27 protein-coding genes are annotated in these 26413 nt (G+C 59.6%); 3 read left to right on the forward strand and 24 right to left on the reverse strand.

Annotation, left to right across the window (positions count from 1 at the left end):
• Position 1: 1 nt before the first annotated feature.
• Both KSS96_RS23455 and leuA read left to right on the forward strand, forming a co-directional pair.
• Positions 2-823: a M23 family metallopeptidase gene (locus tag KSS96_RS23455; RefSeq protein ID WP_017530006.1), complete on the forward strand. Its 822-nt coding sequence runs from the start codon at positions 2-4 to the stop codon at positions 821-823.
• A 324-nt stretch (positions 824-1147) separates the two neighbouring features.
• Positions 1148-2830, forward strand: a complete 1683-nt coding sequence (leuA, locus tag KSS96_RS23460) for a 2-isopropylmalate synthase (RefSeq protein WP_217855351.1) — start codon at positions 1148-1150, stop codon at positions 2828-2830.
• Positions 2831-2998: 168 nt separating this feature from the next.
• Here leuA and KSS96_RS23465 read toward each other — a convergent pair whose 3' ends face one another.
• The 21 genes from KSS96_RS23465 to trmJ all read right to left on the reverse strand — a co-directional run bounded on the left by KSS96_RS23465 (position 2999) and on the right by trmJ (position 21738).
• Complete coding sequence (locus KSS96_RS23465) at positions 2999-3790, reverse strand: amidohydrolase (RefSeq protein ID WP_068936957.1); 792 nt, start codon at positions 3788-3790, stop codon at positions 2999-3001.
• Complete coding sequence (locus KSS96_RS23470) at positions 3778-4926, reverse strand: pyridoxal phosphate-dependent aminotransferase (protein WP_065876685.1); 1149 nt, start codon at positions 4924-4926, stop codon at positions 3778-3780. The genes KSS96_RS23465 and KSS96_RS23470 overlap by 13 nt, the downstream gene beginning before the upstream one ends.
• A gap of 133 nt (positions 4927-5059) precedes the next feature.
• Positions 5060-6529 carry a ribosome biogenesis GTPase Der gene (gene der / locus KSS96_RS23475; RefSeq protein ID WP_017530010.1) on the reverse strand — a complete coding sequence of 490 codons (1470 nt, stop codon included), beginning with the start codon at positions 6527-6529 and terminating at the stop codon, positions 5060-5062.
• A gap of 134 nt (positions 6530-6663) precedes the next feature.
• Positions 6664-7815: an outer membrane protein assembly factor BamB gene (gene bamB, locus KSS96_RS23480; protein ID WP_017530011.1), complete on the reverse strand. Its 1152-nt coding sequence runs from the start codon at positions 7813-7815 to the stop codon at positions 6664-6666.
• Positions 7808-8449 (reverse strand): YfgM family protein, encoded by a 642-nt coding sequence (locus KSS96_RS23485; protein ID WP_017530012.1) that lies wholly within the window; start codon positions 8447-8449, stop codon positions 7808-7810. The genes bamB and KSS96_RS23485 overlap by 8 nt, the downstream gene beginning before the upstream one ends.
• A 41-nt stretch (positions 8450-8490) precedes the next feature.
• Positions 8491-9780, reverse strand: coding sequence for a histidine--tRNA ligase (gene hisS / locus KSS96_RS23490; RefSeq protein ID WP_017530013.1), 1290 nt, complete (start codon positions 9778-9780; stop codon positions 8491-8493).
• A 21-nt stretch (positions 9781-9801) separates the two neighbouring features.
• Entirely contained in the window at positions 9802-10911 is a 1110-nt protein-coding gene (gene ispG / locus KSS96_RS23495; protein WP_003175952.1) for a flavodoxin-dependent (E)-4-hydroxy-3-methylbut-2-enyl-diphosphate synthase, read from the reverse strand.
• A gap of 2 nt (positions 10912-10913) precedes the next feature.
• On the reverse strand, positions 10914-11894 hold the full coding sequence (locus KSS96_RS23500) for a RodZ domain-containing protein (protein ID WP_116079271.1): 981 nt from the start codon (positions 11892-11894) through the stop codon (positions 10914-10916).
• Complete coding sequence (pilW, locus tag KSS96_RS23505) at positions 11894-12652, reverse strand: type IV pilus biogenesis/stability protein PilW (RefSeq protein WP_068936948.1); 759 nt, start codon at positions 12650-12652, stop codon at positions 11894-11896. Before pilW ends, KSS96_RS23500 begins: the two co-directional genes overlap by 1 nt.
• A 12-nt stretch (positions 12653-12664) precedes the next feature.
• Positions 12665-13813: a dual-specificity RNA methyltransferase RlmN gene (rlmN, locus tag KSS96_RS23510; RefSeq protein ID WP_017530016.1), complete on the reverse strand. Its 1149-nt coding sequence runs from the start codon at positions 13811-13813 to the stop codon at positions 12665-12667.
• A 29-nt stretch (positions 13814-13842) separates the two neighbouring features.
• Positions 13843-14268 carry a nucleoside-diphosphate kinase gene (gene ndk, locus KSS96_RS23515; RefSeq protein WP_003175956.1) on the reverse strand — a complete coding sequence of 142 codons (426 nt, stop codon included), beginning with the start codon at positions 14266-14268 and terminating at the stop codon, positions 13843-13845.
• Between the two features lie 92 nt (positions 14269-14360).
• Positions 14361-14564: a Fe-S cluster assembly protein IscX gene (iscX, locus tag KSS96_RS23520; protein WP_017135947.1), complete on the reverse strand. Its 204-nt coding sequence runs from the start codon at positions 14562-14564 to the stop codon at positions 14361-14363.
• A gap of 14 nt (positions 14565-14578) precedes the next feature.
• The gene (gene fdx, locus KSS96_RS23525) at positions 14579-14920 is read right to left on the reverse strand and encodes an ISC system 2Fe-2S type ferredoxin (RefSeq protein ID WP_015885743.1); all 342 of its coding nucleotides are present in this window, start codon (positions 14918-14920) and stop codon (positions 14579-14581) included.
• A gap of 3 nt (positions 14921-14923) precedes the next feature.
• Positions 14924-16786: a Fe-S protein assembly chaperone HscA gene (hscA, locus tag KSS96_RS23530; RefSeq protein WP_065876686.1), complete on the reverse strand. Its 1863-nt coding sequence runs from the start codon at positions 16784-16786 to the stop codon at positions 14924-14926.
• Between the two features lie 53 nt (positions 16787-16839).
• Complete coding sequence (gene hscB / locus KSS96_RS23535) at positions 16840-17361, reverse strand: co-chaperone HscB (RefSeq protein ID WP_017530020.1); 522 nt, start codon at positions 17359-17361, stop codon at positions 16840-16842.
• An 8-nt stretch (positions 17362-17369) separates the two neighbouring features.
• Entirely contained in the window at positions 17370-17693 is a 324-nt protein-coding gene (gene iscA, locus KSS96_RS23540) for an iron-sulfur cluster assembly protein IscA (RefSeq protein WP_003209680.1), read from the reverse strand.
• Positions 17694-17721: 28 nt separating this feature from the next.
• Positions 17722-18108, reverse strand: a complete 387-nt coding sequence (iscU, locus tag KSS96_RS23545; protein WP_017530021.1) for a Fe-S cluster assembly scaffold IscU — start codon at positions 18106-18108, stop codon at positions 17722-17724.
• A gap of 99 nt (positions 18109-18207) precedes the next feature.
• Positions 18208-19422, reverse strand: coding sequence for an IscS subfamily cysteine desulfurase (locus tag KSS96_RS23550; RefSeq protein ID WP_017530022.1), 1215 nt, complete (start codon positions 19420-19422; stop codon positions 18208-18210).
• 50 nt (positions 19423-19472) lie between these two features.
• The gene (iscR, locus tag KSS96_RS23555; RefSeq protein ID WP_003194020.1) at positions 19473-19964 is read right to left on the reverse strand and encodes a Fe-S cluster assembly transcriptional regulator IscR; all 492 of its coding nucleotides are present in this window, start codon (positions 19962-19964) and stop codon (positions 19473-19475) included.
• A 218-nt stretch (positions 19965-20182) separates the two neighbouring features.
• Positions 20183-20965, reverse strand: coding sequence for a serine O-acetyltransferase (gene cysE, locus KSS96_RS23560; protein WP_017530023.1), 783 nt, complete (start codon positions 20963-20965; stop codon positions 20183-20185).
• A 2-nt stretch (positions 20966-20967) separates the two neighbouring features.
• Complete coding sequence (gene trmJ / locus KSS96_RS23565; RefSeq protein WP_017530024.1) at positions 20968-21738, reverse strand: tRNA (cytosine(32)/uridine(32)-2'-O)-methyltransferase TrmJ; 771 nt, start codon at positions 21736-21738, stop codon at positions 20968-20970.
• Positions 21739-21883: 145 nt separating this feature from the next.
• Between trmJ and suhB the strand changes: the two genes are divergently transcribed.
• Positions 21884-22699, forward strand: coding sequence for a type III secretion system regulator SuhB (gene suhB, locus KSS96_RS23570; RefSeq protein WP_003175971.1), 816 nt, complete (start codon positions 21884-21886; stop codon positions 22697-22699).
• Positions 22700-22921: 222 nt separating this feature from the next.
• Here the strand turns inward: suhB and KSS96_RS23575 are convergent, their stop codons facing one another.
• The 3 genes from KSS96_RS23575 to secD form a co-directional block, all read right to left on the reverse strand.
• Positions 22922-23464: a glycine zipper 2TM domain-containing protein gene (locus tag KSS96_RS23575; protein WP_017530025.1), complete on the reverse strand. Its 543-nt coding sequence runs from the start codon at positions 23462-23464 to the stop codon at positions 22922-22924.
• 124 nt (positions 23465-23588) lie between these two features.
• A complete protein-coding gene (gene secF, locus KSS96_RS23580) occupies positions 23589-24503 on the reverse strand; it encodes a protein translocase subunit SecF (RefSeq protein WP_017530026.1) in 915 nt (304 codons plus the stop codon).
• 9 nt (positions 24504-24512) lie between these two features.
• Positions 24513-26381 (reverse strand): protein translocase subunit SecD, encoded by a 1869-nt coding sequence (secD, locus tag KSS96_RS23585; protein WP_017530027.1) that lies wholly within the window; start codon positions 26379-26381, stop codon positions 24513-24515.
• Positions 26382-26413 lie beyond the last annotated feature (32 nt).

Below are 26413 nucleotides of genomic sequence, written 5' to 3' on the forward strand. Positions count from 1 at the left end.
GATGCCACGTTTCTTAAGTTTGTTGCTGCTGCTGTGCCTGGCCTTTAACGCGCATGCCGATAGCTACATCAGTCGCACCTTGAACAAACCGGTGCCGGGGGGCGTTGCAGTGGTCGACCTCGGGCCTTCGGCCGGCGCGCCCAAGGCCAGCTATCAGGGCAAACCGGTGCTGGTGGTCAAGGAGCAGGACAATTGGCTGGCGATTGTCGGCATCCCGTTGAGCGTCAAGCCGGGTAACGAGCGCATCAGCAGTGGCGGGCGCAGCCTGCCGTTTATCGTCGGCTACAAGAAATACCCGGAACAGCGCATCACCTTGAAGAACAAAAGCCAGGTCAACCCGGCCCCCGCGCAACTCAAGCGCATCGAGGCGGAACTGGCGGTGCAGATCAAGGCCTATCGCAGCTTCAGCCCCAACCTGCCGAGCAATCTGGTGCTGGATAAGCCGGTGAACGGGCCGCTGTCGAGCAAGTTCGGTGTGCGCCGGTTCTTCAATGGCGAAGAACGCAACCCGCATTCGGGACTGGATTTTGCGGTGCCGGCGGGAACACCGATCAAGACCCCGGCGAACGGCAAGGTGATCCTGGTGGGTAACTACTTCTTTAACGGCAATACCGTATTCGTCGACCACGGCCAGGGCTTTATCAGCATGTTCTGCCATATGTCCAAGATCGACGTGAAGGTGGGCCAGCAACTGGTACGCGGTACGGTGGTGGGCAAGGTCGGCGCGACTGGCCGCGCCACCGGCCCCCATATGCACTGGAATGTGAGCCTGAACGATGCGCGGGTCGACCCGGCGATTTTCATCGGGGCGTTCCAACCTTGAATGAAGCGATTGCGCGCTGGATAACCGACGCGCAATTTAATCTAGCCTCCAAGCAATTCCAAACCATAAAATCCCGTTTCTCACGAATATAAAAGAACTTCTCTCAATTTTTAGCGACTGCTTGCCATCTTTCACCCCGACGGTTAGGGTTGAGCTTATGAAAACCTCTCACACCCTCATTCAGCTTCGCCAGCACCGCAGCCTGTGCCTCGTCAGCGCACGACTGCCAGGCTGAATCGATCTGCCTCGTCCCCAAGCTTTATCCCCAAACAACAGTTCTACGGCAGGCCGCCTTTTCTCGGCCCTACAACAAAGGATTTCCCGATGAGCATGCTCAAAGACCCGTCTTCGAAGTACCGTGCGTTCCCGACTATCGACATCCCGGACCGCACCTGGCCATCCAAAACCATCACCACCGCGCCGATCTGGTGCAGTTCCGACCTGCGTGATGGCAACCAGTCGCTGATCGAGCCGATGGACGCGGTGAAAAAGCTGCGCTTCTGGAAGACCCTGGTTGCCGTCGGCGTGAAGGAAATCGAAGCCTCGTTCCCCGCTGCGTCGCAAACCGACTTTGACTTCGTGCGTACCCTGATCGAAGACAACCACATCCCCGAGGACACCACCATCCAGGTGCTGACCCAGGGCCGTGAAGACTTGATCGCGCGTACGTTCGAATCCCTGCGCGGCGCCAAAAAAGCCATCGTGCACTTGTACAACGCCACGTCGCCGTCGTTCCGCCGTATTGTGTTCAACCAGGACAAGGATGGCATCAAGGCCATCGCGGTCAACGCCGCCAAGCTGTTCGTCAAATACGCCGCCCAGCAGCCGGAAACCCAGTGGACGTTCGAGTATTCCCCGGAAACGTTCAGCGCCACTGAGCTGGAATTCGCCAAGGAAGTCTGTGATGCAGTGATCGAGGTGTGGAACCCGACGCCTGAGCACAAGATGATCCTCAACCTGCCGGCCACTGTCGAATGCGCAACGCCGAATATCTATGCCGACCAGATCGAGTGGTTCGGTCGCCATATCAACCGTCGTGACAGCGTGATCATCAGCTTGCACACCCACAACGACCGTGGCACCGGCGTAGCCGCCACCGAGCTGGGCCTGATGGCCGGCGCCGACCGTGTCGAAGGCTGCCTGTTCGGCAATGGCGAGCGCACCGGCAACGTCGATCTGGTGACCGTGGCACTGAACATGTACACCCAGGGCCTCGACCCGCAGCTGGATTTCTCCGACATCGATGGCGTGCGCAAAGTGGTTGAAGAGTGCAACCAGATCCAGGTGCACCCGCGTCACCCGTACGTCGGCGACCTGGTGCACACCGCGTTCTCCGGCTCCCACCAGGACGCCATCCGCAAAGGTTTCAGCCAGCAGAAAGACGATGCCCTGTGGGAAGTGCCGTACTTGCCGATCGACCCGGCCGACATCGGTCGCAGCTACGAAGCAGTGATTCGTGTGAACAGCCAGTCGGGTAAAGGCGGTATCGCCTACCTGCTGGAGCAGGAATACGACATCAGCTTGCCGCGTCGCATGCAGATTGAGTTCAGCCAGGTGGTACAGGCCGAAACCGACCGCGTGGGCCTGGAAATGACTGCACCGCAGATCTACGCCTTGCTGCAACGCGAGTACCTGCAAGCCAACACCCCGTACGCGCTGGTCAGCCATCGCTTGCAGGAAGAGAACGGCAACAGTTTTGTCGAGGTGGAAGTTTCCGGCAAGGGCCAGGGCGAGACCAACCTGCATTGGAAAGGCAAAGGCAACGGCGCCCTGGAAGCGCTGGTGGCCGGTTTGCCGATTGGCGTGGAGATCATGGACTACAACGAACATGCGATCGGCGCGGGCACCAACGCCAAGGCGGCGGCCTATATCGAGCTGCGCGTGAATGGCGAACGCCCGGTGCACGGTGTGGGCATTGACGAAAACATCACCACCGCCAGCTTCAAGGCGCTGTTCAGCGCACTGAATCGTTCGTTGAGCCAGCAAGAAGCGACGAAGGCGGCGTAAGCTATCGTCGCAATGCAAAAGGCCCCTGGCTGAGAATCCAGGGGCCTTTTTATTGAGTTTCAGATTTGGGTTGCCTGATAGCGCCTCATCGGGTTCAAGCCCCCTCCCACATTTTGAATATATTCACAAATCAAGGTGTGGGAGGGGCTTGCCCCCGATAGCGGTCTGTCAGACAAACTGAAAGCTATCGGCATCCAGGTTCGCCGGGAATCGGCTGCGATAAGCAGACAACTCGGCCGCATCCAGCATCACCTGGAACACCCCATCCGCCTCCCCCGCACTCAGCAAGGTTTCGCCCTGGAAATCCAGCACCTGGCTGTCGCCGGTATAGGCAAAGCCTTTGCCGTCCGTGCCCACCCGATTCACCGCCGCCACATAGCACAGGTTTTCAATCGCCCGCGCCGGCAGTAGACGGTTCCAGTGCTGACGCCGCGCGCCCGGCCAGTTGGCGGTGTACAACAGCAGGTCCGTATCCTGGGCATCGCGGCTCCACACCGGGAAGCGCAGGTCATAGCAAATCAGCGGCCGAATGCGCCAGCCCTTCAACTCGACCTGCACCTGGCGCTCGCCGGGGGTGTAGTGATCGTGTTCACCCGCCATACGGAACAGATGGCGCTTGTCATAGTGCAACACCTCGCCATCCGGCCGTGCCCACAGCAGGCGGTTGCGGTGACTGCCGTCGGCAGCCTGGATGATCACGCTGCCAGTGATCACCGCGTTGTACGTTGCCGCCTGGGCTTGGAGCCAAACATGGGTCGGACCGTTTTCAGGCTCGGCCAGGGCGGCCGACGCCATGGAAAACCCGGTCGTGAACATCTCCGGCAGCACGATCAAATCGGCGCCTTTGGCCTGTGCCAGCAGCAACTCGAAGTGATCAAGATTGGCTTGGCGGTCGTGCCAGGCCAATGTGGTCTGGATCAAAGCAATATTCAGATTCGGCAGTGCACTCAGATCACGCATAGTTTTTCAGCTGCTTGTCGCAGCGTCTCCTCGCGTTTGGCGAAGCACAGACGCACCAGGCGCTGGCCCTGGGGTGGGTTCTGGTAGAACACCGAGACTGGGATAGTGGCCACGCCGTGCTCACGGGTCATCCACAGCGACATGGCCACGTCGTCCAGGTCCGGGCGAATCCGGGAGTAATCCACCAGTTGGAAGTAGGTACCGGTAACCCGCACAAAGCTGAAACGCGACGGCGCCAGCAGGTCACAAAACAGGTCGCGCTTGGCCTGGTAGAACGCCGGTAGTTCGTCGACATGTTCCGGGTGGTCGGCCATGAAGTCGGCCAGCGCGAACTGCAATGGCGTCACGCCGCAGAAATTGACGTACTGGTGCACCTTGCGCAGTTCCGCGGTGAGCGCGGGCGGCGCGACGACGTAGCCGGTTTTCCAACCGGTGACGTGGTAGGTCTTGCCAAACGAACTGACCACGAAAGCACGCTGATACAGCTCTTCGTGAGCCAGCACGCTGACATGAGGCACGCCATCGAATACCAGGTGTTCGTAGACCTCGTCGCTGACCAGGTAGATGTCACGGTGACGGATCAGGTCGGCCAGTTGGTCCAGCTCGGCACGGCTGATCAGCGCGCCTGTGGGGTTGTGCGGCGTGTTGAGGATGATCATGCGCGTGTGGGGCGACAGCGCGGCCTGGATCTGCTCGAAGTCCAGCGCAAAGCCCGGCAGGCTCAGTTGCACATGCACGCACCGGCCCCCGGCCAGTTCCACCGAAGGCTCGTAGCTGTCGTAGCTGGGGTCGAACACGATGACTTCGTCGCCGCTTCGAATCACGGCCTGGATCGCACAGAAAATCGCGGCGGTGGCGCCGGGGGTGATGGTCACTTCGGTGTCGGCATTGACCGTGGCGCCGTAGCTGCGCGCGATCTTGGCCGCTACCTGCTGGCGCAACGCCGGCAGGCCGGTCATCGGGGAATATTGGTTATGGCCGCTGGCAACGTGTTTGCCCACGGCGTCGAGCAAACCCTGGGGGCCATTGAAGTCGGGGAACCCCTGGGACAGGTTGAGCGCGCCGGTTTCGGCGGCGAGTTGTGACATGGTGGTGAAAATAGTCGTGCCGACATTCGGCAGCTTGCTGGTGATCATGGGAGCCCCCTTCGGGTGAGCTGCAAGTTTTAAGCTGCAAGCTGCAAGCGGGTCAAGCGACAAACCACCGGACACAAAAAAGGGCTCCAAGGGAGCCCTCTCTTGCAGCGTGTCGCTTAACGTGAAGCGGCTGCTATTTCTTATCGCGGCGCTTCTTGTCGGCCTTCTTGTGGTGAGTCATCAAACGACGCTTCTTGTTCACCTGACGGTCGGTCAGTGTGTTCTTGTTGCCTTCGTATGGGTTCTCGCCACCCTTGAACTCGATACGGATCGGCGTACCGACCAGTTTCAAGACACGGCGGTAGGTGTTTTCCAAATAACGCACGTAGGACTTGGGCACCTTCTCGATCTGGTTACCGTGGATCACGATAATCGGCGGGTTGGCACCGCCCAGGTGGGCGTAACGCAGTTTGATCCGGCGGTTGTTGACCATCGGCGGCGCGTGCTCGCCGACCGCATCTTCCAGGATCTGGGTGAGGCGGTTGGTCGGCCAGCGGGTCACCGCGGACTTGAACGAGTTCTGCACGGACGCGTAGAGGTTGCCCACGCCGGTACCGTGCAGGGCCGAGATAAAGTGGATATCGGCAAACTCAACGAAGAACAGGCGACGCTGCAGCTCGATCTTGACGAAATCGCGCTCGCTCGGCGTCATGCCGTCCCACTTGTTGATCGCGATTACCAACGCCCTACCGGCTTCCAGGGCAAACCCCAGCAGGTTGAGGTCGTGGTCCACCACGCCTTCGCGGGCATCCATCACGAAGATCACCACGTTGGCGTCTTTGATCGCTTGCAGGGTTTTGACCACGGAGAACTTTTCAACTTCCTCGTGGATCTTGCCGCGTTTGCGCACACCGGCGGTGTCGATCAGCGTGTACTTCTCGTCGTTACGCTCAAACGGGATGTAGATGCTGTCGCGAGTGGTGCCGGGCTGGTCATAGACGATGACGCGGTCTTCACCGAGCATGCGGTTGACCAGGGTCGACTTGCCGACGTTCGGGCGGCCGATGATGGCGATCTTGATGCCGTCTTTTTCACTTGGGCCAGGAATGCGCTTGGCTTCCTCACCTTCGGCAACGATCTCTTCCTCGCCTTCCTCTTCCTCAGCGTCATCCTTGGGGAAATCGCGCAGGGCAATTTCCAGCATTTGGGTGATGCCGCGACCGTGGGCGCCAGCGATAGGGATTGCGTCGCCCAGGCCCATCGGGCTGAATTCGGCACGGGCCTGCTCAGGATCGATGTTATCGATCTTGTTGGCGATCAAGTAGGAACGCTTGTTGCGCTTGCGCAGGTGCTCGCCAATCATCTGGTCGGCAGCGGTGTAGCCCGCACGGGCGTCCACAAGGAACAACACGACATCGGCTTCTTCAATGGCCAGCAGCGACTGCTCGGCCATTTTTTCGTCCATGCCATGCTCGTCACCGGAGATACCCCCAGTGTCGACAATAATATAGGAGCGCCCTTGCCACTTTGCCTCACCGTATTGGCGATCACGGGTCAGACCGGACAAGTCGCCGACGATGGCGTCGCGAGTCCTGGTCAGGCGGTTGAACAAGGTGGACTTGCCGACGTTAGGTCGGCCCACCAGGGCGATTACGGGAACCATGCGGCTCTCCACTTCGTTATTTCAGAAAATACAAAAGCCGCTGCAAGGCAGCGGCTGGTGCTCGGGGCAGCATCGTCAGATGCCGCATGCCCCGCCGAAGCAGGGCCGCCTGGGTGTTACCCCAAGCATCGTTCTTACTTGATGGTCAGGGCTTCCAGCTTGCCGCTGTTGCCATACACATAAAGCATGTTACCCACCACCAGCGGACGCGCACGCAGGCCGTCGCTGTCGATACGCTCACGACCTACAAAGCGACCGTCCACCTGGCTCAGCAGGTGCAGGTAGCCTTCGAAGTCGCCGACCGCCACGTAGCTGGAGAATACTTCCGGTGCCGACAGCTGACGGCGAGCCAGGGAGTCGTTGCTCCACAATGCAGTGGTGGAACGCTCGTCGACACTTTCAACGGTGCCGGACGCCAGGCTGACGTAGACGCTGCCAAACCCTTGGGCGACACCGGCGTAGCTGGAAGCATCACGCTGCCAATTGACGCGGCCGCTTTGCAGGTCCAGCGCGGCAACGCGGCCCTGGTAGGTGGCGACATAAAGGGTTTCACCCGACAGCAGCAAGCCACCATCGATGTCCACGACGCGATCCAGTTCCGAACGACCTTGCGGGATGGCCACACGGGTTTCCCAGGCCGGCACGCCGTTCTGGGTGTCCAGGGCGACCACTTTACCGGTCGACAGGCCTGCAACGGCCAGATTGTTGGTCACAACCGGACCACTGGTACCGCGCAGGGTCAACACCGCAGGGGTGCTGTCGTACAACCAACGCTGTTCGCCGGTGCTGGCATCCAGGCCGATGACACGGTCGTCCTGAGTTTGTACCACGACGATATCGCCGTTGGTGGCAGGCGGCGCGAGGACTTCACTGGTCACGCGAGCGCGCCATTTCTCTTCACCGGTGCTGGAATCCAGGGCTACGACCTCACCTTTCAGCGTGCCGACCATCACCAGGCCATAACCCACGCCTACGGCGCCGGACACTGGCAACTCGAGGTCTTTCTTCCACTTGACGTCGCCGTTCATGCGATCCATGGAGATCACCACGCCGGTCACGTCAGCGGCCACAATGTTGTCACCGTCGATTGCCGGTACCAACATGTTGTAGGTTTCGCCCTGACCGTCACCGATGGAGCGGCTCCACTGCTTTTGCAGGACCACTTCTTCCTTGAAACTGGTCAGCTCCGCCGGTGGCAGTTCTTTTTTACTGTTGCTGCTGCAACCCGCGGCCAGAACGGCCAGAGCCAGCAATGCTGCATGTTTCCAACGGATCACGTCACGCATCCCCTTTGGCCAAGTCGTCCAGCTTGATTTGTAAGCCACCGACCGCCGCTTCATCAGACAGCGCCGCCTTGGCTTTTTTATACGCAGCATTGGCTTCGTCGGTACGACCCAATTGGACCAACAGGTCGCCCTTGAGCTCTTCGCGAGTGGCTACAAATGCCTTGTCCGCATCGCCGTCGAGCAGTTTGAGTGCTTCGTCAGCCTTATTTTGTGCCGCCAGTACCTGGGCCAGACGCTGACGTGCGATTTCGCCCAGGGTCGGGTTGGCTGGCTTGTCAGCGATTGCCTTGAGTTCTGCGCCAGCGTCATCCAGCTTACCGGTGTCGACCGCAACTTTCGCGACGAACAGGCTACCGTATTGGGCGTAGGTGCTACCGCCGAATTCGTTTTTCAGCTTGCCGGCCAGGTCCGCAACTTGCGCCGGATCGGGCTTGCCGCTAGGCGTCAGCGTGGTTTCCAGCAGTTGCTGATAGAGGATCGAGGCGCCCTGGGACTGGTTGGCCTGATACTTGTGCCAGGCTTGCCAGCCGAACACCACCACTAAAGCCAGCAGACCGCCGGTAACCAGAGGCTTGCCGTTACGCTGCCACCAGTCCTTGAACTCGGCCAGTTGCTCATCATCAGTACTCGACACCCCAACACTCCTTAATCGCTAAATTCGGCTGTTCGACAGCTTCAACCCTGCACGACGCAGGTGGCCAAGTGCGCAGCGAGCGCATCGAAGGCAATGTTCTGTTGCTCACCCTGGCCACGCAGGGGCTTGAAACCTATCACTTGCTGGGCCAGTTCGTCATCGCCGAGGATCAGCGCATACAGCGCACCGCTCTTGTCGGCCTTCTTGAACTGGCTCTTGAAGCTGCCGGCACCGGCGTTGATCTGCAGGCGCAGGTTCGGCAGTTGGTCACGCACCTTCTCGCTCAAGGCCAGGGCAGCCAGTTCGGCGGCTTCGCCAAACGCACAGAGGTACACGTCCACCTGACGGGAGATTTCTTCCGGGACCTGCTCCAGGGTTTCCAGCAGCAGGATCAGCCGCTCGATACCCATGGCAAAGCCTACGCCCGTGGTCGGCTTGCCGCCCATCTGCTCGACCAGGCCGTCGTAACGGCCGCCCGCGCACACGGTGCCCTGGGCGCCGAGCTTGTCGGTGACCCACTCGAACACGGTTTTACTGTAGTAGTCGAGGCCGCGCACCAGTTTCGGGTTGATCACGTAGGGAATACCGGCCGCGTCCAGACGAGCCTTGAGGCCCTCGAAGTGCGTGCGGGATTCATCGTCCAGGTAGTCGGCCATTTTCGGCGCGTCGATCAGTACGGCCTGGGTGTCGGCGTTCTTGGTATCCAATACGCGCAACGGGTTGGTCTTCAGGCGACGCTGGCTGTCTTCGTCCAGCTTGTCCAGGCGAGCGGAGAGGAACTCCACCAGGGCTTCGCGATAGCGACCGCGGGACTCGCTGGTGCCCAGGCTGTTGAGCTCAAGCTTGACCGCATCGCGGATGCCCAGCATACCCCACAGGCGCCAGGTCAGCACGATCAGCTCTGCGTCAATGTCCGGGCCGTCGAGGTTGAACACTTCGAGGCCGATCTGGTGGAACTGGCGATAACGGCCTTTTTGCGGGCGTTCGTGACGGAACATCGGGCCGATGTACCACAGTTTCTGCGGTTGACCGCCGCCGGTGAGACCATGCTCAAGCACGGCGCGCACGCACGCTGCGGTCCCTTCCGGACGCAAGGTCAGGGAGTCGCCGTTGCGGTCTTCAAAGGTGTACATCTCTTTTTCGACGATGTCGGTCACTTCACCGATGGAGCGTTTGAACAGCTCGGTGAACTCAACGATCGGCATGCGGATCTGCTTGTAACCGTAGTTATCCAGCAGACGCGCGACCGTGTTCTCGAAGTAGCGCCACAGGGGCGTCTGCTCCGGCAGGATGTCGTTCATGCCACGAATGGCTTGCAGAGACTTGCTCACATCAAATCCTTAAATTCGTTCTTAGCCGCGTGCGATAAGCGCTGCGTCAGCGGCGACCTTCTCGGCCGCTTTCTCGCGGATCAGCTTTTCCAGCTCATCCACAAGATTGTCATTCGTTAACTTCTGCGACGGTTTGCCATCGATGTAGATCAGGTTCGGAGTTCCGCCGGTCAAGCCCACATGGGCTTCCTTGGCTTCACCCGGCCCGTTGACCACACATCCGATCACGGCGACATCCAGCGGCACCAGCAGGTCCTCGAGGCGCAACTCCAGGTCGTTCATGGTTTTCACCACGTCGAAGTTCTGCCGCGAGCAGCTCGGGCAGGCGATGAAGTTGATGCCACGGGAACGCAAACGCAGGGATTTGAGAATGTCGTAGCCGACTTTCACTTCCTCTACGGGGTCTGCCGCCAACGAGATGCGGATAGTATCGCCAATCCCTTCGGCGAGCAGCATACCGAGACCCACCGCAGATTTCACTGTGCCTGAGCGCAAACCGCCCGCTTCAGTGATACCCAGGTGCAACGGTTGCACGATTTCCTTGGCCAGCAAGCGGTAGGCTTCAACCGCCATGAACACGTCGGAGGCCTTTACGCTGACCTTGAAGTCCTGGAAATTCAGGCGTTCAAGGTGCTCGACGTGGCGCAGCGCCGACTCAACCAGCGCCGCCGGAGTAGGCTCGCCGTATTTTTTTTGCAGGTCTTTTTCCAGGGAACCGGCGTTGACGCCGATGCGGATCGGAATCCCGCGGTCACGGGCTGCATCCACCACCGCGCGCACACGGTCTTCACGACCGATGTTGCCTGGGTTGATGCGCAGGCAGTCCACGCCCAGCTCGGCAACGCGCAGCGCGATCTTGTAGTCGAAATGGATGTCGGCAACCAACGGCACCTTGACCAATTGCTTGATGCGGCCAAAGGCTTCGGCAGCGTCCATGTCCGGCACTGAAACCCGCACGATATCGACGCCGGCAGCTTCCAGGCGGTTGATCTGGGCAACGGTGGCGGCCACGTCGTTGGTGTCGCTGTTGGTCATGCTCTGCACTGCGATGGGGGCATCGCCGCCCACCGGCACCGAGCCGACCCAGATCTTGCGCGATACGCGACGTTTGATTGGAGATTCGCCGTGCATGACTATTGTCCCAACTTGATGCGAGCAGTCTCGCCACTGGTGAACGGCGCCACGTCCACAGGCTGGCCGTTGTAGGCCACTTGCGCGCCACGGGCAAAGCCCAGACGCAGCGTCAAAGGAGGCTTGCCGCCCTGGTCGAGCGTATCGCCCTTACGCTTCAGCCCACTAAACAGCACTTTGCCATTGCCATCGGTGACTTGCGTCCAGCAGTCAGCGATGAACGTAACCTGTACCCGGCCGTCACCGGCGATCAACGCAGGGGTGGTGGGCGGCGAAATGGCGGGCGCTGCCGGGGCGGGCGTCGAAGTAGGTGCCGCAGGTGCATGGGGCTGGGCAGCAACGGAAGCCGCCGGCGTGGCAGGTGCTACCGGAGCAGGTATGGCAGCGGTGGCGGCAGGCGCCGTTTCCGGCACGGGCTGTTCGGTTGCGAGCGGGGCTTCAGGCGTGGCCTGGCCTTCGGCAACGGCCTGGTCTTCGGGCTCATCGAGCGGGTGAATCTGGGTGGTACCATCGGCGCTTTCGACTTCGACATGCTCCATGGCGTTACTGGTCAGGTCCTTGGTGCGCAGGGACGTCTGGTCTTGCCACCACAAAAACCCGCCGCCGATCACGGCGATCAGCAGCAGCAGGCTGACAATTCGCAAAATAGTGTGGGAAACCCGCACCGGTTCTTCGATGCGACCCAAGCCATGGACATTGCTGCCCTGGGAGTCGGTACCGGTGAACTGGTCGAATTGCTGAACCAGGACGGCCTGGTCGATACCCAGCAACTTGGCGTAGGCGCGGATATAGCCGCGGGCAAACGTGTGCCCAGGCAGCTTATCGAACGCACCGGCTTCGAGGTTGGCCAGGGACGTAGTGGTCAAATTGAGCTTGAGGGCCACTTCCGACAGCGACCAACCATTGCTTTCGCGGGCCTGACGCAAGGTGTCGCCTGGGTTTACGCGATTAGCTGCTACAACTTCCGGGTGCGCCGCTTTCATCATTGCTCCGACAGGTATTGCTGATATTCCGGCGTACCGGGATAGAGTCGTTCGAGTTGCTGGCCAAAATGTGCGGCCGTGTCGCGTTCTTCGTGAACCGTCGCCAGGCGTACACCGAGCAATAGACTACGTGCATTCTGCCCGCTGAGCAGGCTAAAACGTTCGTAATAGTCACGTGCCGGCACATAATGCCTGTCTTCGTAAGACAACTCAGCCATTTCGAGCAATGCCCGTGGCTGACGGCTGTTCAGGTGCAGGGCTTTTTCCAACTGCTGGCGAGCGCTGTCGCGCTGGCCCAGCCGCATAGAGGTCACCCCGAGGTTTTCGAACACCCGCGAGCGTTCCGGGTAGAGGGTATCGGCGGATGCTTGCTGGAAATAACGGGAGGCCTGGTCATAACGTTTCTGCTCGAACAGGAAGCTGCCGTAATTGTTCAGCAGTCGCGGGTCCGAAGGACGAGAGGCCAAGGCTTTATTGAAGTAGCGTTCGGCCAGTTCAGGCTCGGCCTGAGCCTGGAACACCAAAGCCAATGCGGCATTGGCATCGGCATCGTCGCCATCCAGCTCAAGGGCCTTTTTCAACGGCACCTTCGCTTGCTCGCTCATGCCCTGCTGCAAATAACCCAAGCCCAATCGCACATAAGCAACTCGCGCTTCGTCACGCCCCTTACCGGTTTGCAAAGGGCTGTCATGGCCCGATGAAACACAACCAGCCGCCAGGCCGGTAACAAGCAGAAGCAGCGCGAGGCGCAAGGGCATAGAGATCCTCTCTCAGATTCGATTCACAGCAATTTGCGGTAGATCGTCGGCGGCGTTCAGTTCACGCACGGCGATATAACGTTCACTGCGTCGGGTACGGTCCATCACCTGCCCAACCAACTGGCCACAGGCCGCGTCGATGTCTTCACCACGGGTGGTGCGTACCGTCACGTTGTAACCTGCCTGGTGCAATTGGTCCTGGAAACGGCGGATGGCGTTGTTGCTCGGCCGCTCGTAGCCGGAATGGGGAAACGGGTTAAACGGAATCAGGTTGATCTTGCACGGGGTGTTCTTGAGCAGCTCGATCATCTCGACCGCGTGCTCGACCTTGTCGTTGATGTCCTTGAGCATGGTGTACTCAATGGTCAGCACGCGCTTTTCACCCAAGGTCGCCATGTAGCGCTGGCAAGATTCGAGCAACATCTTAAGCGGATATTTTTTGTTGATCGGCACCAATTGATTACGCAATGCGTCATTGGGTGCGTGCAGCGACAACGCCAGGGAGACGTCAATGTGCTTGGCCAGCTCATCGATCATCGGTACCACGCCGGAGGTCGACAGGGTGACACGGCGCTTGGAGATGCCGTAACCCAGGTCGTCCATCATCAGGTGCATGGCCGCAACTACGTTGTCGAAGTTCAGCAGCGGCTCACCCATGCCCATCATCACCACGTTGGTGATGGCACGGTCGACGGTTGCCGGGACGCTGCCAAAGGATTTGTTGGCAATCCACACCTGGCCGATGACTTCGGCGGCGGTGAGGTTGCTATTGAAGCCTTGCTTGCCGGTGGAGCAGAAACTGCAGTCCAGGGCACAGCCAGCCTGGGACGAAACGCACAAAGTACCGCGTTTGCCTTGGGGGATATACACGGTCTCGACGCAGCTGCCGGACGCCACGCGCACCACCCACTTACGGGTGCCGTCGCTGGAGATGTCCTCGCTGACAACCTCGGGACCACGGACCTCGGCAATGGCCTTGAGCTTGTCGCGCAGGGCCTTGCTGACGTTCGTCATGGCGTCGAAATCGTCGACGCCAAAGTGGTGAATCCATTTCATTACCTGACCGGCACGGAAACGCTTCTCCCCGATTGAGTCGAAGAATTTCTCCATTTCCGGCTGAGTCAGCCCCAGCAGGTTGGTTTTAACAGTCGATATAGTCATGGATTCACCCTCACTCTTTAAGCCGATGCTTAGCGAGCGGTTACTTCAGTAGCGGCGAAAAAGTACGAGATTTCGCGAGCAGCAGCGGCTTCGGAGTCCGAACCGTGAACAGCGTTGGCGTCGATGGACTCAGCGAAGTCAGCGCGGATGGTGCCGGCAGCCGCTTCTTTAGGGTTGGTAGCGCCCATCAGCTCACGGTTCAGAGCGATAGCGTTTTCGCCTTCCAGAACCTGAACAACAACAGGGCCAGAGATCATGAAGGCAACCAGGTCGCCGAAGAAGCCACGAGCGCTGTGCTCAGCGTAGAAGCCTTCAGCTTCAGCCTTGGACAGTTGCTTGAGTTTCGAAGCTACAACCTTCAGGCCGGCTTTTTCGAAACGAGTGGTGATCTCGCCGATGACGTTTTTTGCAACAGCGTCAGGCTTGATGATGGAGAAAGTACGTTGAACAGCCATGGTGTAACTCCAGAAACGGTAATTTACGAAAAATTAAACCCGCGAATTATACGCGGGTTATTGGGTATTGCCTAACTGCGTAAAAAGTCGGCTCAGTCGTCTGCTTCTTCGATCCACAGACCCTGAATCGCCTCCAGGACCTTTTCGCCACCCCGGTCAGGGATGTCGTCGAATTCCGGCAGTGCCATTACGAGGTCGCGCAACTTGACGAAGTTCACGGTAAGAGGATTGACCTCAGGATGAGCTTCCGCAAGTTGTATAGCGATTTCTTGTACATCAACCCATTTCAGGCTCATGACATTTCCTTGAATCAATGCGGCGCTTCGGCCGCATGGTTGAGGGAATATTTCGGAATTTCGACAGTGATGTCTTCCGTGCCGACCTTTGCCTGACAGCTTAGGCGAGAAGTCGCCTCCAGGCCCCAGGCGCGATCCAGAAAGTCCTCTTCCAGCTCGTCCGCTTCTTCGAGAGAGTTGAAACCCTCGCGAATTACGCAGTGGCAGGTCGTGCAGGCGCAGACACCGCCGCAGGCGCTTTCGATCTCGATATGGTTGTCATGGGCAACTTCGAGGATGGACTTGCCGGTCTCAGCCTCCACAACCATACCGTCCGGGCAATGCTCGGCGTGTGGCAGAAAAATGACCTGCGGCATTAATTATTCCTCGATTTCATTCAGGTTGCGCCCGGCCAGTGCGGCTTTCACCGTCTGATCCATGCGGCGGGCGGCAAAGGCATCAGTCACCTGCGACAGGCGCTTGGTCTGTTGCTCGATGGCGTAACCATCGTTGCCTTTCATCAGTTCGGCCAGTTCCTGCATCTGCAGGTCGATGACCATGCGCTCTTCAGCATCCAGCAGACGCTCGCCGTCGGCTTCCAGGGCGCCCTGCACGGCTTCGAGCAGGCGCTGGGCATCGACTTGCTGCTCGCGCAGCACGCGGGCGACCTTGTCGTCACCGGCATATTGGAACGAATCCTTGAGCATCTTGGCGATTTCGCCGTCGGTGAGGCCGTAGGACGGCTTGACCTGAATGCTGGCTTCAACGCCCGAGGCCAATTCACGTGCTGCCACGCTGAGCAGGCCATCGGCGTCGACCTGGAAGGTCACGCGAATTTTCGCCGCACCGGCCACCATCGCCGGGATGCCGCGCAGTTCAAAGCGCGCCAGGGAGCGGCAGTCGCTGATCAGTTCGCGCTCGCCTTGCAGCACATGAATCATCATGGCCGTCTGGCCATCTTTGTACGTGGTGAAATCCTGGGCGCGTGCGACGGGGATGGTGGTGTTGCGTGGAATCACCTTCTCCATCAGGCCGCCCATGGTTTCCAGCCCCAGGGACAGCGGGATCACGTCGAGCAGCAGCAGTTCGCCACCATCGCGTTTATTACCGGCCAGGGTGTCGGCCTGGATAGCGGCGCCGATGGCGACTACTTGATCCGGGTCGATTTCCGTCAATGGCTGGCGGCCAAACGCTTCGGCAACCGCTTCGCGAACGCGTGGGACGCGCGTCGAACCGCCGACCATGACCACAGCGGCCACGTCCTCCAGCTCGATACCGGAATCACGTACAGCCCGACGGCACGCCTTGAGGCTGCGAGCGACCATCGGTTCGATCAACGCATCAAAAGCTTCGCGAGTCAGTTGAGCGGACCAGCTGCCGTAGGAAACTTCAACAGAATCAGCGTCAGTCAGTGCTTCCTTGGCCGCGCAGGCGGTTTGCAGCAGATTACGCTGCGCGCCAGGGTCCAGGTCAGCCGACAAGCCGGCGCTGGTGATGATCCAGCCGGCAATGGCATGGTCAAAGTCATCGCCACCCAGGGCGCTGTCGCCACCGGTAGCCAGCACTTCAAACACACCGCCGGTCAGGCGCAGGATCGAAATATCAAAAGTGCCGCCGCCCAGGTCGTAAATCGCGACGAGGCCTTCGGCGTGCTGGTCCAGGCCATAGGCCACAGCGGCGGCCGTCGGCTCGTTGAGCAAACGCAGCACGTTCAGGCCGGCGAGCTTCGCCGCATCCTTGGTCGCCTGGCGTTGTGCGTCATCGAAATAGGCCGGAACCGTGATCACCGCACCGACCAGTTCGCCGCCCAAAGTGGTTTCGGCACGCTGGCGCAACACTTTGAGGATATCGGCCGACACTTCCACCGGGCTTTTAGGGCCCTGCACGGTGTCGATGAACGGCATATGGGATTCGCCGCCAACGAAGCGGTACGGCAGCTGGTCGCCCAACTGCTTGACGTCGGACAGACCGCGGCCCATCAAGCGTTTAACCGACAGCACGGTATTCAACGGGTCACTGGACGCCGCCAGCCTGGCCGATTCGCCTACTTCGGTGCGATCGGCGTGATAACGCACGGCAGAGGGCAGGATCACCTGGCCATCAGCGTCGGGCAGTGGTTCGGACAGGCCGCTGCGCAAGGCAGCGACCAGGGAGTTAGTGGTGCCCAGATCAATCCCCACCGCCAGACGACGCTGGTGCGGTTGAGGGCTTTGGCCGGGTTCGGCGATTTGCAGTAGAGCCATGGTAATCAGGTCTTATCTGTCTATCAGGCGTGCATCACGGGCAGCACACTGGGTTAATCGTCGAGGCGCTCTTCTAGCTGGCGCACTTCGTAGGAGAGCTTGTCGAGGAATTGCATGCGCCGCATCAGGCGTTCGGCCTGTTCGCGTTGCGCCGCATCATTCCAACAGGCTGCGAAGCTTTCGTTGAGCTCATCCTGGGCCGTTTTCAGACGACGCTTGAAGACCGCGACACCGGCTATATCAGCCTCGTCCTGCAAGTCTTCGAGTTCTTCGCGCCACTGCATCTGCTGCATCAGGAAGTCCGGGTCGTGCACCGTGACTTCGAGTGGCAGCTCACCGCCGTTCATCGCAAGCAGATATCGCGCGCGCTTGGGCGGGCTTTTTAGCGTCTGATAGGCTTCGTTGAGGCTGGCCGATTGCTCCAGCGCCAAGCGTTGCTCACGCTCGGAGGCGTCAGCGAAGCGGTCCGGATGCACGCCACGCGCCAATTCACGGTAGCGCGCGGCAAGCTGCTCAAGGTCCAGCCGAAAGCTCGGCTGCAGCTCGAATAAAGCGAAATGACAAGGAGTACCCACGAGTAGCCTCAGATGTTGAAGCTTTCGCCGCAGCCACATTCACCGCGCACGTTGGGGTTGTTGAACTTGAAGCCTTCGTTCAACCCTTCCTTGACGAAATCGAGTTCGGTGCCGTCCAGGTAGGTCAGGCTTTTAGGGTCGATGATCACTTTCTCGCCGTGACTTTCGAACACCTGGTCTTCCTCAACCACCTCGTCGACAAACTCCAGCACGTAGGCAAGGCCGGAACAGCCCGTGGTGCGTACACCCAGACGAATCCCCTCACCTTTACCGCGCCCATTCAGGGAGCGGCGAATGTGCTGCGCAGCCGCTTCTGTCATGCTGATAGCCATCGTTGACTCCTTACTCGTCGCCAAATACTTAGATCAAGCCTTTCTTCTGCTTGTAGTCGCGAACGGCCGCCTTGATGGCGTCTTCTGCGAGTACGGAGCAGTGGATTTTCACTGGCGGCAACGCCAGCTCTTCGGCCAGTTGGGTGTTGCTGATCGTCACAGCCTCATCCAGAGTCTTGCCTTTCATCCATTCGGTGGCCAGCGAGCTGGAGGCGATGGCCGAACCGCAGCCGTAAGTCTTGAACTTGGCGTCTTCGATAACGCCAGCTTCGTTGACCTTGATCTGCAGGCGCATTACGTCGCCGCATGCAGGAGCGCCGACCATGCCGGTGCCGACATCAGGGTCTTGCGCATCCATCTTGCCGACGTTGCGCGGGTTTTCGTAGTGGTCGATGACCTTTTCGCTGTAAGCCATGGTATTGAATCCTCACTCATCAGGGCCGCTCTGGAACCCTATAGAAACGCCTGCGTTTTCCGCCACGTTCCTACAGAGCTTGGGTGGCGGCTTCTATAGTTAGTGTGCCGCCCACTCGATCTTGGAAATATCGACACCGTCTTTGTACATGTCCCACAGCGGCGACAGAACGCGCAGCTTGTTGACGGCTTCGCAGACTTTCTGCGCGGCGTAGTCGACTTGCTCTTCGGTGGTGAAGCGGCCGAACGTAAAGCGGATCGAGCTGTGTGCCAGTTCGTCGTTGCGGCCCAGGGCGCGCAGTACGTACGAAGGCTCGAGGGACGCCGAAGTGCAGGCCGAACCGGACGAAACCGCCAGGTCCTTGAGCGCCATGATCAGCGACTCGCCTTCGACGTAGTTGAAGCTCAAATTCAGGTTGTGCGGCACACGGGCGGTCATGCTGCCGTTGATGTACAGCTCTTCAAGGTTTTCGACCTGCTTGTAGAAGCGATCGCTCAAAGCCTTGATGCGCACGTTTTCGGCAGCCATGTCTTCCTTGGCTACACGGAAGGCTTCGCCCATGCCGACGATCTGGTGGGTCGCCAGGGTACCCGAACGCATGCCGCGCTCGTGACCGCCGCCGTGCATGGTGGCTTCGATGCGCACACGCGGCTTGCGGCTTACGTAGAGGGCGCCGATGCCTTTAGGACCATAGGTCTTGTGGGCGGAGAACGACATCAGGTCGACTTTCAGCTTGGACAGGTCGATGTCGACCTTGCCGGTAGACTGGGCCGCATCGACATGCAGCAAAATGCCCTTGGAACGGGTCAGTTCGCCGATGGCTGCGATGTCGTTGATGGTGCCGATTTCGTTGTTAACGTGGATCACGGAAACCAGGATGGTGTCTTCACGCAGCGCGGCTTCGATCATGGCCGGGGTGACGATACCGTCGGTGGTTGGCTCAAGGTAAGTCACCTCGAAACCTTCACGCTCCAGTTGGCGCATGGTGTCGAGGACAGCCTTGTGCTCAATCTTGGTGGTGATCAGGTGTTTGCCCTTGGTCGCGTAGAAATGCGCAGCTCCCTTGATTGCCAGGTTGTCGGACTCGGTGGCACCGGAGGTCCAGACGATTTCACGCGGGTCTGCGCCAACCAGGTCAGCGACCTGGCGACGAGCGTTCTCGACCGCTTCCTCGGCTTTCCAGCCGAATACGTGGGAACGGGAGGCTGGGTTGCCGAAGTTTCCGTCAACCAGCAGGCACTCGCTCATTTTTTGCGCGACACGCGGATCAACCGGGGTAGTCGCAGAGTAATCAAGGTAAATCGGCAATTTCATGGACTTTCTCCTAAATCAGGCTGGCTGGCGCGCCGTTAGCTCTTCGGCTGTTACTCGACGGCGGACGCTTCAATCTTGTCCAGACGCGGCGCCTTGGTGTTGCAACGGCGCTGGTCCTGACGCTGGGCTACTTCTTGCACCTCACGGCGAGTCACAAGATCAGCCAAGCTGATACCACTCAAAAACTCATGGATCTGCAGGCTCAGGTCGCACCACAAATGGTGCGTCAGGCAGGTGTCGCCAGCGTGGCAATCACCCAGGCCCTGGCATTTGGTCGCGTCGACGGATTCGTTGACGGCGTCGATCACCTGGGCTACCTGGATGCCTTGCATGTCACGGGACAACTGATAACCGCCGCCCGGCCCACGTACGCTGGAGACCAGATTGCTACGGCGCAATTTGGCGAACAGTTGCTCGAGGTAGGACAGGGAAATGCCTTGGCGCTCGGAGATATCGGCCAGGGACACCGGCCCAGTTTGCGCGTGCAAGGCCAGGTCAAGCATGGCGGTTACCGCGTATCGGCCTTTTGTAGTCAGTCTCATGGACAAGTACCAAGGTGTTTCGGAATGGGAGCAAGTATGCGATTCCCGAGTATTTAAGTCAACTATAAGACCTAGTACTTTAGTCAGGATTACCCGTAAAAAGGGCGCGCGAATCATAGCAGGATGGGGTGGGAACGAACAGCAAGAACGGGGCCGAGCAAAAACTCCGCGCCCCATGGAGATCAACAGGTGGGAGCAAGCCCCTCCCACCGCAGACCTCAGCTTGCCTTGGTGGCGGCTTCGTCCTTGATCTCGGCAAAGTCTTCTTCGCGCAGCTCGGGCAACTCTTTGGCGCAGTAAGTGCTGCCCAACTCCTTCAGTGCACCGCACATACCCTCCAGTTTGCCGTCCACCGCTTGCAGGTGGTCAAGCAACTGGCCAATGGCGCGCGCCACGGGGTCGGGCATGTCTTCGCTGACACCGTAGGCGTCGAAGCCGATTTTCTCGGCCATCGCCTTGCGCTTGGCTTCTTGCTCATCGCCTACCTGCGGCTTGACGATGATGCGACCCGGAATCCCCACCACGGTTGCGCCTGGCGGCACAGCCTTGGTGACGACAGCATTGGAACCGACCTTGGCACCGGCCCCCACGGTAAACGGGCCCAGCACCTTGGCGCCCGCTCCCACCACCACGCCGTTTTCCAAAGTCGGGTGGCGCTTGCCTTTGTTCCAAGTGGTGCCGCCCAGGGTCACGCCCTGGTACAACGTCACGTCATCGCCGATTTCCGCCGTCTCGCCAATCACGATCCCCATGCCATGATCAATGAAGAAGCGGCGCCCAACCTTGGCTCCCGGATGAATCTCGATCCCAGTCATCCAACGACCAAAATTCGACACCAGACGTGCCAGCCATTTCCAGCCCATCCCCCACAAGGCACCGGACAGGCGATGAATCCAGATGGCATGCATGCCTGGGTAGCAGGTGAGCACTTCAAAAGCGTTGCGCGCCGCAGGATCACGGTGGAAAACACTTTGGATATCTTCTCGCAAACGCTCGAACATTTTTAATCCTTCCGCTTAAGAAGCTCGCCACGGGCCGCTTTCTGGGTTTCCGTGAGGATGCCACGCAATATATTCATTTCCGCTCGGCTCACCGAGCTGCGCCCGTAAAGGCGACGCAGGCGCGCCATCAAATGCCGTGGCTTTTCCGGGTCGAGGAATTCGATGGCCACCAGGGTTTGCTCCAGGTGCTCGTAGAACCGCTCCAGTTCGTCCATGGTGGCCAGCTCGCCACTTTTGGTCGACGCCACCTCGTCCTTTTCCACTTTGCTCGGCTGCCCCTCGGCAGCCAGCCAAGCCATGCGCACTTCGTAGGTCAACACCTGTACCGCAGCCCCGAGGTTAAGCGAACTGAACTCGGGGTCGGATGGAATGTGCACGTGGTAATGACATCGCTGCAGCTCTTCGTTGGTGAGGCCGGAATCTTCACGACCGAAAACCAAGGCGATTTGCGCACCACCGGCCGCTTCTTCCACCACTTTGGTTCCGCACTCACGCGGATCCAAGAGCGGCCAGGGGATGCGCCGATCACGCGCACTGGTACCAAGCACCAGGTTGCAACCGACCAAGGCATCCTCCAAGGTGGCGACGACCTGGGCTTTTTCAAGCAGGTCATTGGCGCCGGAAGCACGAGCATCAGCTTCATGGTGCGGGAACACACGCGGCTCGACCAACACCAGGCGCGTCAGGCCCATGTTTTTCATGGCTCGCGCCACCCCACCGATATTGCCGGGATGACTGGTATTGACCAAGACGACACGAATGTTTTGCAGCAAGGGAGGCGCTCTCGGACACGGGAAAGGGGAGCAAATCTTACAGAACAGCCTGAGGTTATGCCATGAAAGCTAACGTCGTCCTTCACCTGAAGAAAGTTTCTGCTAGAATGCTCGGCTTTCTTTAACAACCTTAGGTGACACATCCATGCAGCCCATGCTGAATATCGCGCTGCGCGCCGCCCGCAGCGCCAGTGAATTGATCTTCCGCTCCATCGAGCGCCTGGATACCATCAAGGTCGACGAAAAAGACGCCAAGGATTATGTGTCCGAGGTGGATCGCGCCGCCGAGCAGAAAATCATCGATGCGCTGCGCAAGGCCTACCCTACCCACGGCATACTCGGTGAAGAAACCGGCCTGCACAAAGGCAGCGGCGAAGGCGAAGACTACCTGTGGATCATCGACCCACTGGACGGCACCACCAACTTCCTGCGCGGCATTCCACACTTTGCGGTGAGCATTGCCTGCAAATACCGTGGCCGCCTGGAGCACGCCGTTGTCCTCGACCCGGTTCGCCAGGAAGAATTCACCGCCAGCCGTGGCCGTGGCGCCCAACTGAATGGTCGCCGCCTGCGCGTCAGCGGTCGTACCAGCCTGGACGGCGCGCTGCTGGGTACCGGCTTCCCGTTCCGTGACGACCAGATGGATAACCTGGAGAACTACCTGGGCATGTTCCGCGCCCTGGTTGGCCAGACCGCCGGCATCCGTCGCGCCGGCGCTGCCAGCCTGGACCTGGCTTATGTTGCTGCCGGTCGTTTTGATGCGTTCTGGGAGTCAGGCCTGTCCGAATGGGACATGGCTGCAGGCGCCCTACTGATCCAAGAAGCTGGCGGCCTGGTGAGCGACTTCACAGGCGGCCACGACTTCCTGGAAAAAGGCCACGTGGTTGCCGGCAACACCAAATGCTTCAAGGCAGTGCTGACAGCGATTCAGCCGCACCTGCCGGCTTCGCTGAAGCGCTAAGCGAACGCGCACAAAAAAGCACCCCTCGGGGTGCTTTTTTTATGCCTGGGGTTTAGCAAGAAACTAAATACCGGCTGCTTCCAAAATCAAATGTGTGAGGAGGCTTACTCCCGATAGCGGTGAATCAGCCAAAAATCCGGTGACTGACACCCTGCTATCGGGAGCAAGCCCCCTCCCACATTCTGGACCGCACAGACCTTTGAATCCGCGCCAGGCCCAGGATTACTGTTGGTTCTGACCCAGGATCAGACGCCCTTCCTTGTCGACCGGAATCTGGCCGCCCGGATCACGATCCATACGCACCGAACCTTCCTTGCCATCCAGGGTGTAACGCACGTCGTAGCCAACAACCTTGTCACTGATGTCGTTCACGGTATTACAGCGAGTTTGCGTGGTGGTGTAGGTATCGCGGTTCTGCATGCCTTCCTGAACCTTGTTACCGGCGTAACCACCACCGACTGCACCGGCCACGGTCGCCAGCTTCTTACCGTTACCGCCACCAATCTGGTTACCCAGTAGGCCACCGGCCAGCGCGCCGACGACGGTACCGGCGATTTGATGCTGGTCCTGCACCGGACGCTGCCGGGTTACCGTGACATCCTTACAGACCTCGCGAGGGGTTTTGATCTGGGTTTTTACCGGCTGCACTGCCAGCACTTGCGCATACTCAGGGCCGCTTTTTACCAGGCTGTAGGTGGCAACAGCACCCCCGGCAGTCACACCGACAGCACCCAATACCGCACCAACCAGTAACGACTTGTTCACGTTGAACCTCCTGACCATCACAAACGGATCGAAAGATCCGCGCTATACCCAGCCTTGGAGCAAAAAAAAAGGCGCGAGTTCAATACTCGCGCCTTCTTTGTAACAGCGTATCAACAAGCGCCCATCAAGGGCGGTCGTCGACCTCCTTGTCAGTAGCGGCCGGAGGGATCAAGTCTTCGCTGTTGAGGTTCAACCAGATCAGCACCACGTTCGCGATGTAGATCGACGAGTAGGTACCCGCCAGTACGCCGATGAACAGCGCCAAGGAGAAGCCCCACAGGTTGTCGCCGCCGAAGATCATCAGTGCGGCAATCGCCAGCAGGGTGGAGATCGACGTCGCCATGGTCCGCAACAGGGTCTGGGTGGTGGAGATGTTGATGTTCTCGATCAACGTCGCCTTGCGCAGTACACGGAAGTTTTCGCGAACCCGGTCGAACACCACGATGGTGTCGTTGAGGGAGTAACCAATGATGGCCAGTACGGCCGCCAGTACGGTCAGGTCGAAGGTGATCTGAAAGTAGGCCAGGATGCCCACGGTCACGATCACGTCATGGATCAGCGACACAATGGCGCCGACACCGAACTTCCACTGAAACCGGAATGCCAGGTAGATCATGATGCCGACCAGCGCCATCAGCATGCCGAGGCCGCCCTGGTCGCGCAGCTCTTCACCGACTTGCGGGCCGACGAACTCGACGCGCTTGACCGACGCCGGGTTTTCACCGCCGACCTTCTGCAAGGCCTCGGCCACCTGGTGACCCAGCTGCGGGTCTTCGCCAGGCATACGCACCAACAAGTCGGTGGTCGCGCCGAAGCTCTGCACCACAGCTTCGTGGTAACCAGCCTTGACCAGTTCGTTGCGCACCAGGGTAACGTCGGCCGGCTTCTCGTAGGTCAGCTCGATGAGCGTACCGCCGGTGAAGTCCAGACCGTAGTTCAGGCCCTTATGGAACCAGCTGAACAACGCCAGAACGGTAAGGAGCACTGTGGCGCCGAACGCAATGTTGCGAACGCCCATGAAGTTGATTGTACGTAACATGGCAGCCCCTTAAATCCACAACTTCTTGAAGTCACGCCCGCCAAAGATCAGGTTGACCATTGCGCGGGTCACCATGATGGCCGTGAACATCGAGGTAAAGATACCGAGGGACATGGTCACCGCAAAACCTTTGACCGGGCCGGTGCCCATGGCAAAGAGAATCCCGCCGACCAACAGAGTGGTCAGGTTGGAGTCGAGAATCGCGGTAAATGCCCGGCCGAAGCCTTCGTTGATTGCACGCTGCACGGTCATGCCGGCGGCGATCTCTTCACGAATCCGCGAGAAGATCAGGACGTTGGCGTCTACCGCCATACCCATGGTGAGTACGATACCGGCGATACCTGGCAAGGTCAGCGTAGCGCCCAGCAACGACATCAGCGCCAGCAGCATCACCATGTTGCCCGCCAGGGCCACGGTGGCGATGACGCCGAAGAAACGGTAGATGGCGATGATAAACAGCGACACGAACAGCATGCCCCACAGCGCAGCGTCCACGCCCTTGGTGATGTTGTCCGCACCCAGGCTCGGGCCAATGGTGCGCTCTTCAGCGAAGTACATCGGAGCAGCCAGGCCACCGGCACGCAGCAGCAGGGCCAGCTCCGAGGATTCACCCTGACCGTTCAGGCCAGTGATACGGAATTGGGCCCCCAGTGGCGACTGGATGGTCGCCAGGCTGATGATCTTCTTCTCTTCCTTGAAAGTCTGCACCGGAACGTCTTTCTCGACGCCGTTGACGACCTGCTTGGTGTAGGTGGTCACCGGGCGTTGCTCGATGAAGATCACCGCCATGCTGCGACCGACATTGCTGCGCGTGGCGCGGCTCATCAGTTCGCCGCCATGACCATCCAGGCGGATGTTCACTTCAGGGGTACCGTGCTCGCCGAAACCAGCTTTGGCGTCGGTGACCTGGTCGCCCGTGATGATCAAACCGCGCTCGATCAGCGCTGGAGGACGGTTGCCTTCACGGAATTCGAACTCCTCGGACGTCGCGCGGGAAGCACCCGGCTCGGCCGCGAGGCGGAACTCCAGGTTGGCGGTCTTACCCAGGATACGCTTGGCTTCAGCAGTGTCCTGCACACCCGGCAGCTCAACCACAATGCGGTTGGCGCCCTGGCGCTGCACGATAGGCTCGGCTACACCCAGCTCGTTGACGCGGTTACGCACCGTGGTCAAGTTCTGCTTGATGGAGTATTCGCGGATTTCCGCGATCTTGACCGGGCTCATTGCCAGGCGCAGTACAGGCTGACCATTGAGGTCAGCCGGTACGATATCGAAATCATTGAAGTTCTTGCGGATCAGCGTACGGGCCTGTTCGCGGGAAGCTTCGTCGGAGAAGCCCAACTGGATGGCGCCGTTGAGCTGCGGCAGGCTGCGATAGCGCAACTTCTCTTTGCGCAGCAGGCTCTTCACATCGCCTTCATAGACCTTCAGACGTGCGTCGAGCGCTTTGTCCATGTCGACTTCCAGCAGGAAGTGCACACCACCGGACAAGTCCAGGCCCAGCTTCATCGGGTGCGCGCCAATGCTGCGCAGCCATTGTGGCGTGGTCTGTGCAAGGTTCAGCGCTACGACGTAGTCGTCGCCCATGGCCTTGCGCACGACATCTTTTGCCGGCAATTGGTCTTCTTGCTTGGTCAAGCGCAGCAAGCCGCCCTTCGCACCAGCTGCCAATGTTGCCGCTTTAACCTGGATACCCGCGTCGGTCAGAGCCTTGCTCGCGCGTTCCAAGTCAGCCTGAGTGACCTGCAGGGAAGTGCTGGCTCCAGTGATCTGGATAGCCGGGTCATCAGGATAAAGATTGGGAGCGGAATAAATAAAACCGATCGCCAGCACCGCCAGGATCAGTACGTATTTCCACAGAGGGTATTTGTTCAGCATCACGCCGCCCGCTTATAACGCGGGGCGCCTTG

The organism is Pseudomonas asgharzadehiana (assembly GCF_019139815.1).
Classification (GTDB): Bacteria; Pseudomonadota; Gammaproteobacteria; order Pseudomonadales; family Pseudomonadaceae; genus Aquipseudomonas; species Aquipseudomonas asgharzadehiana.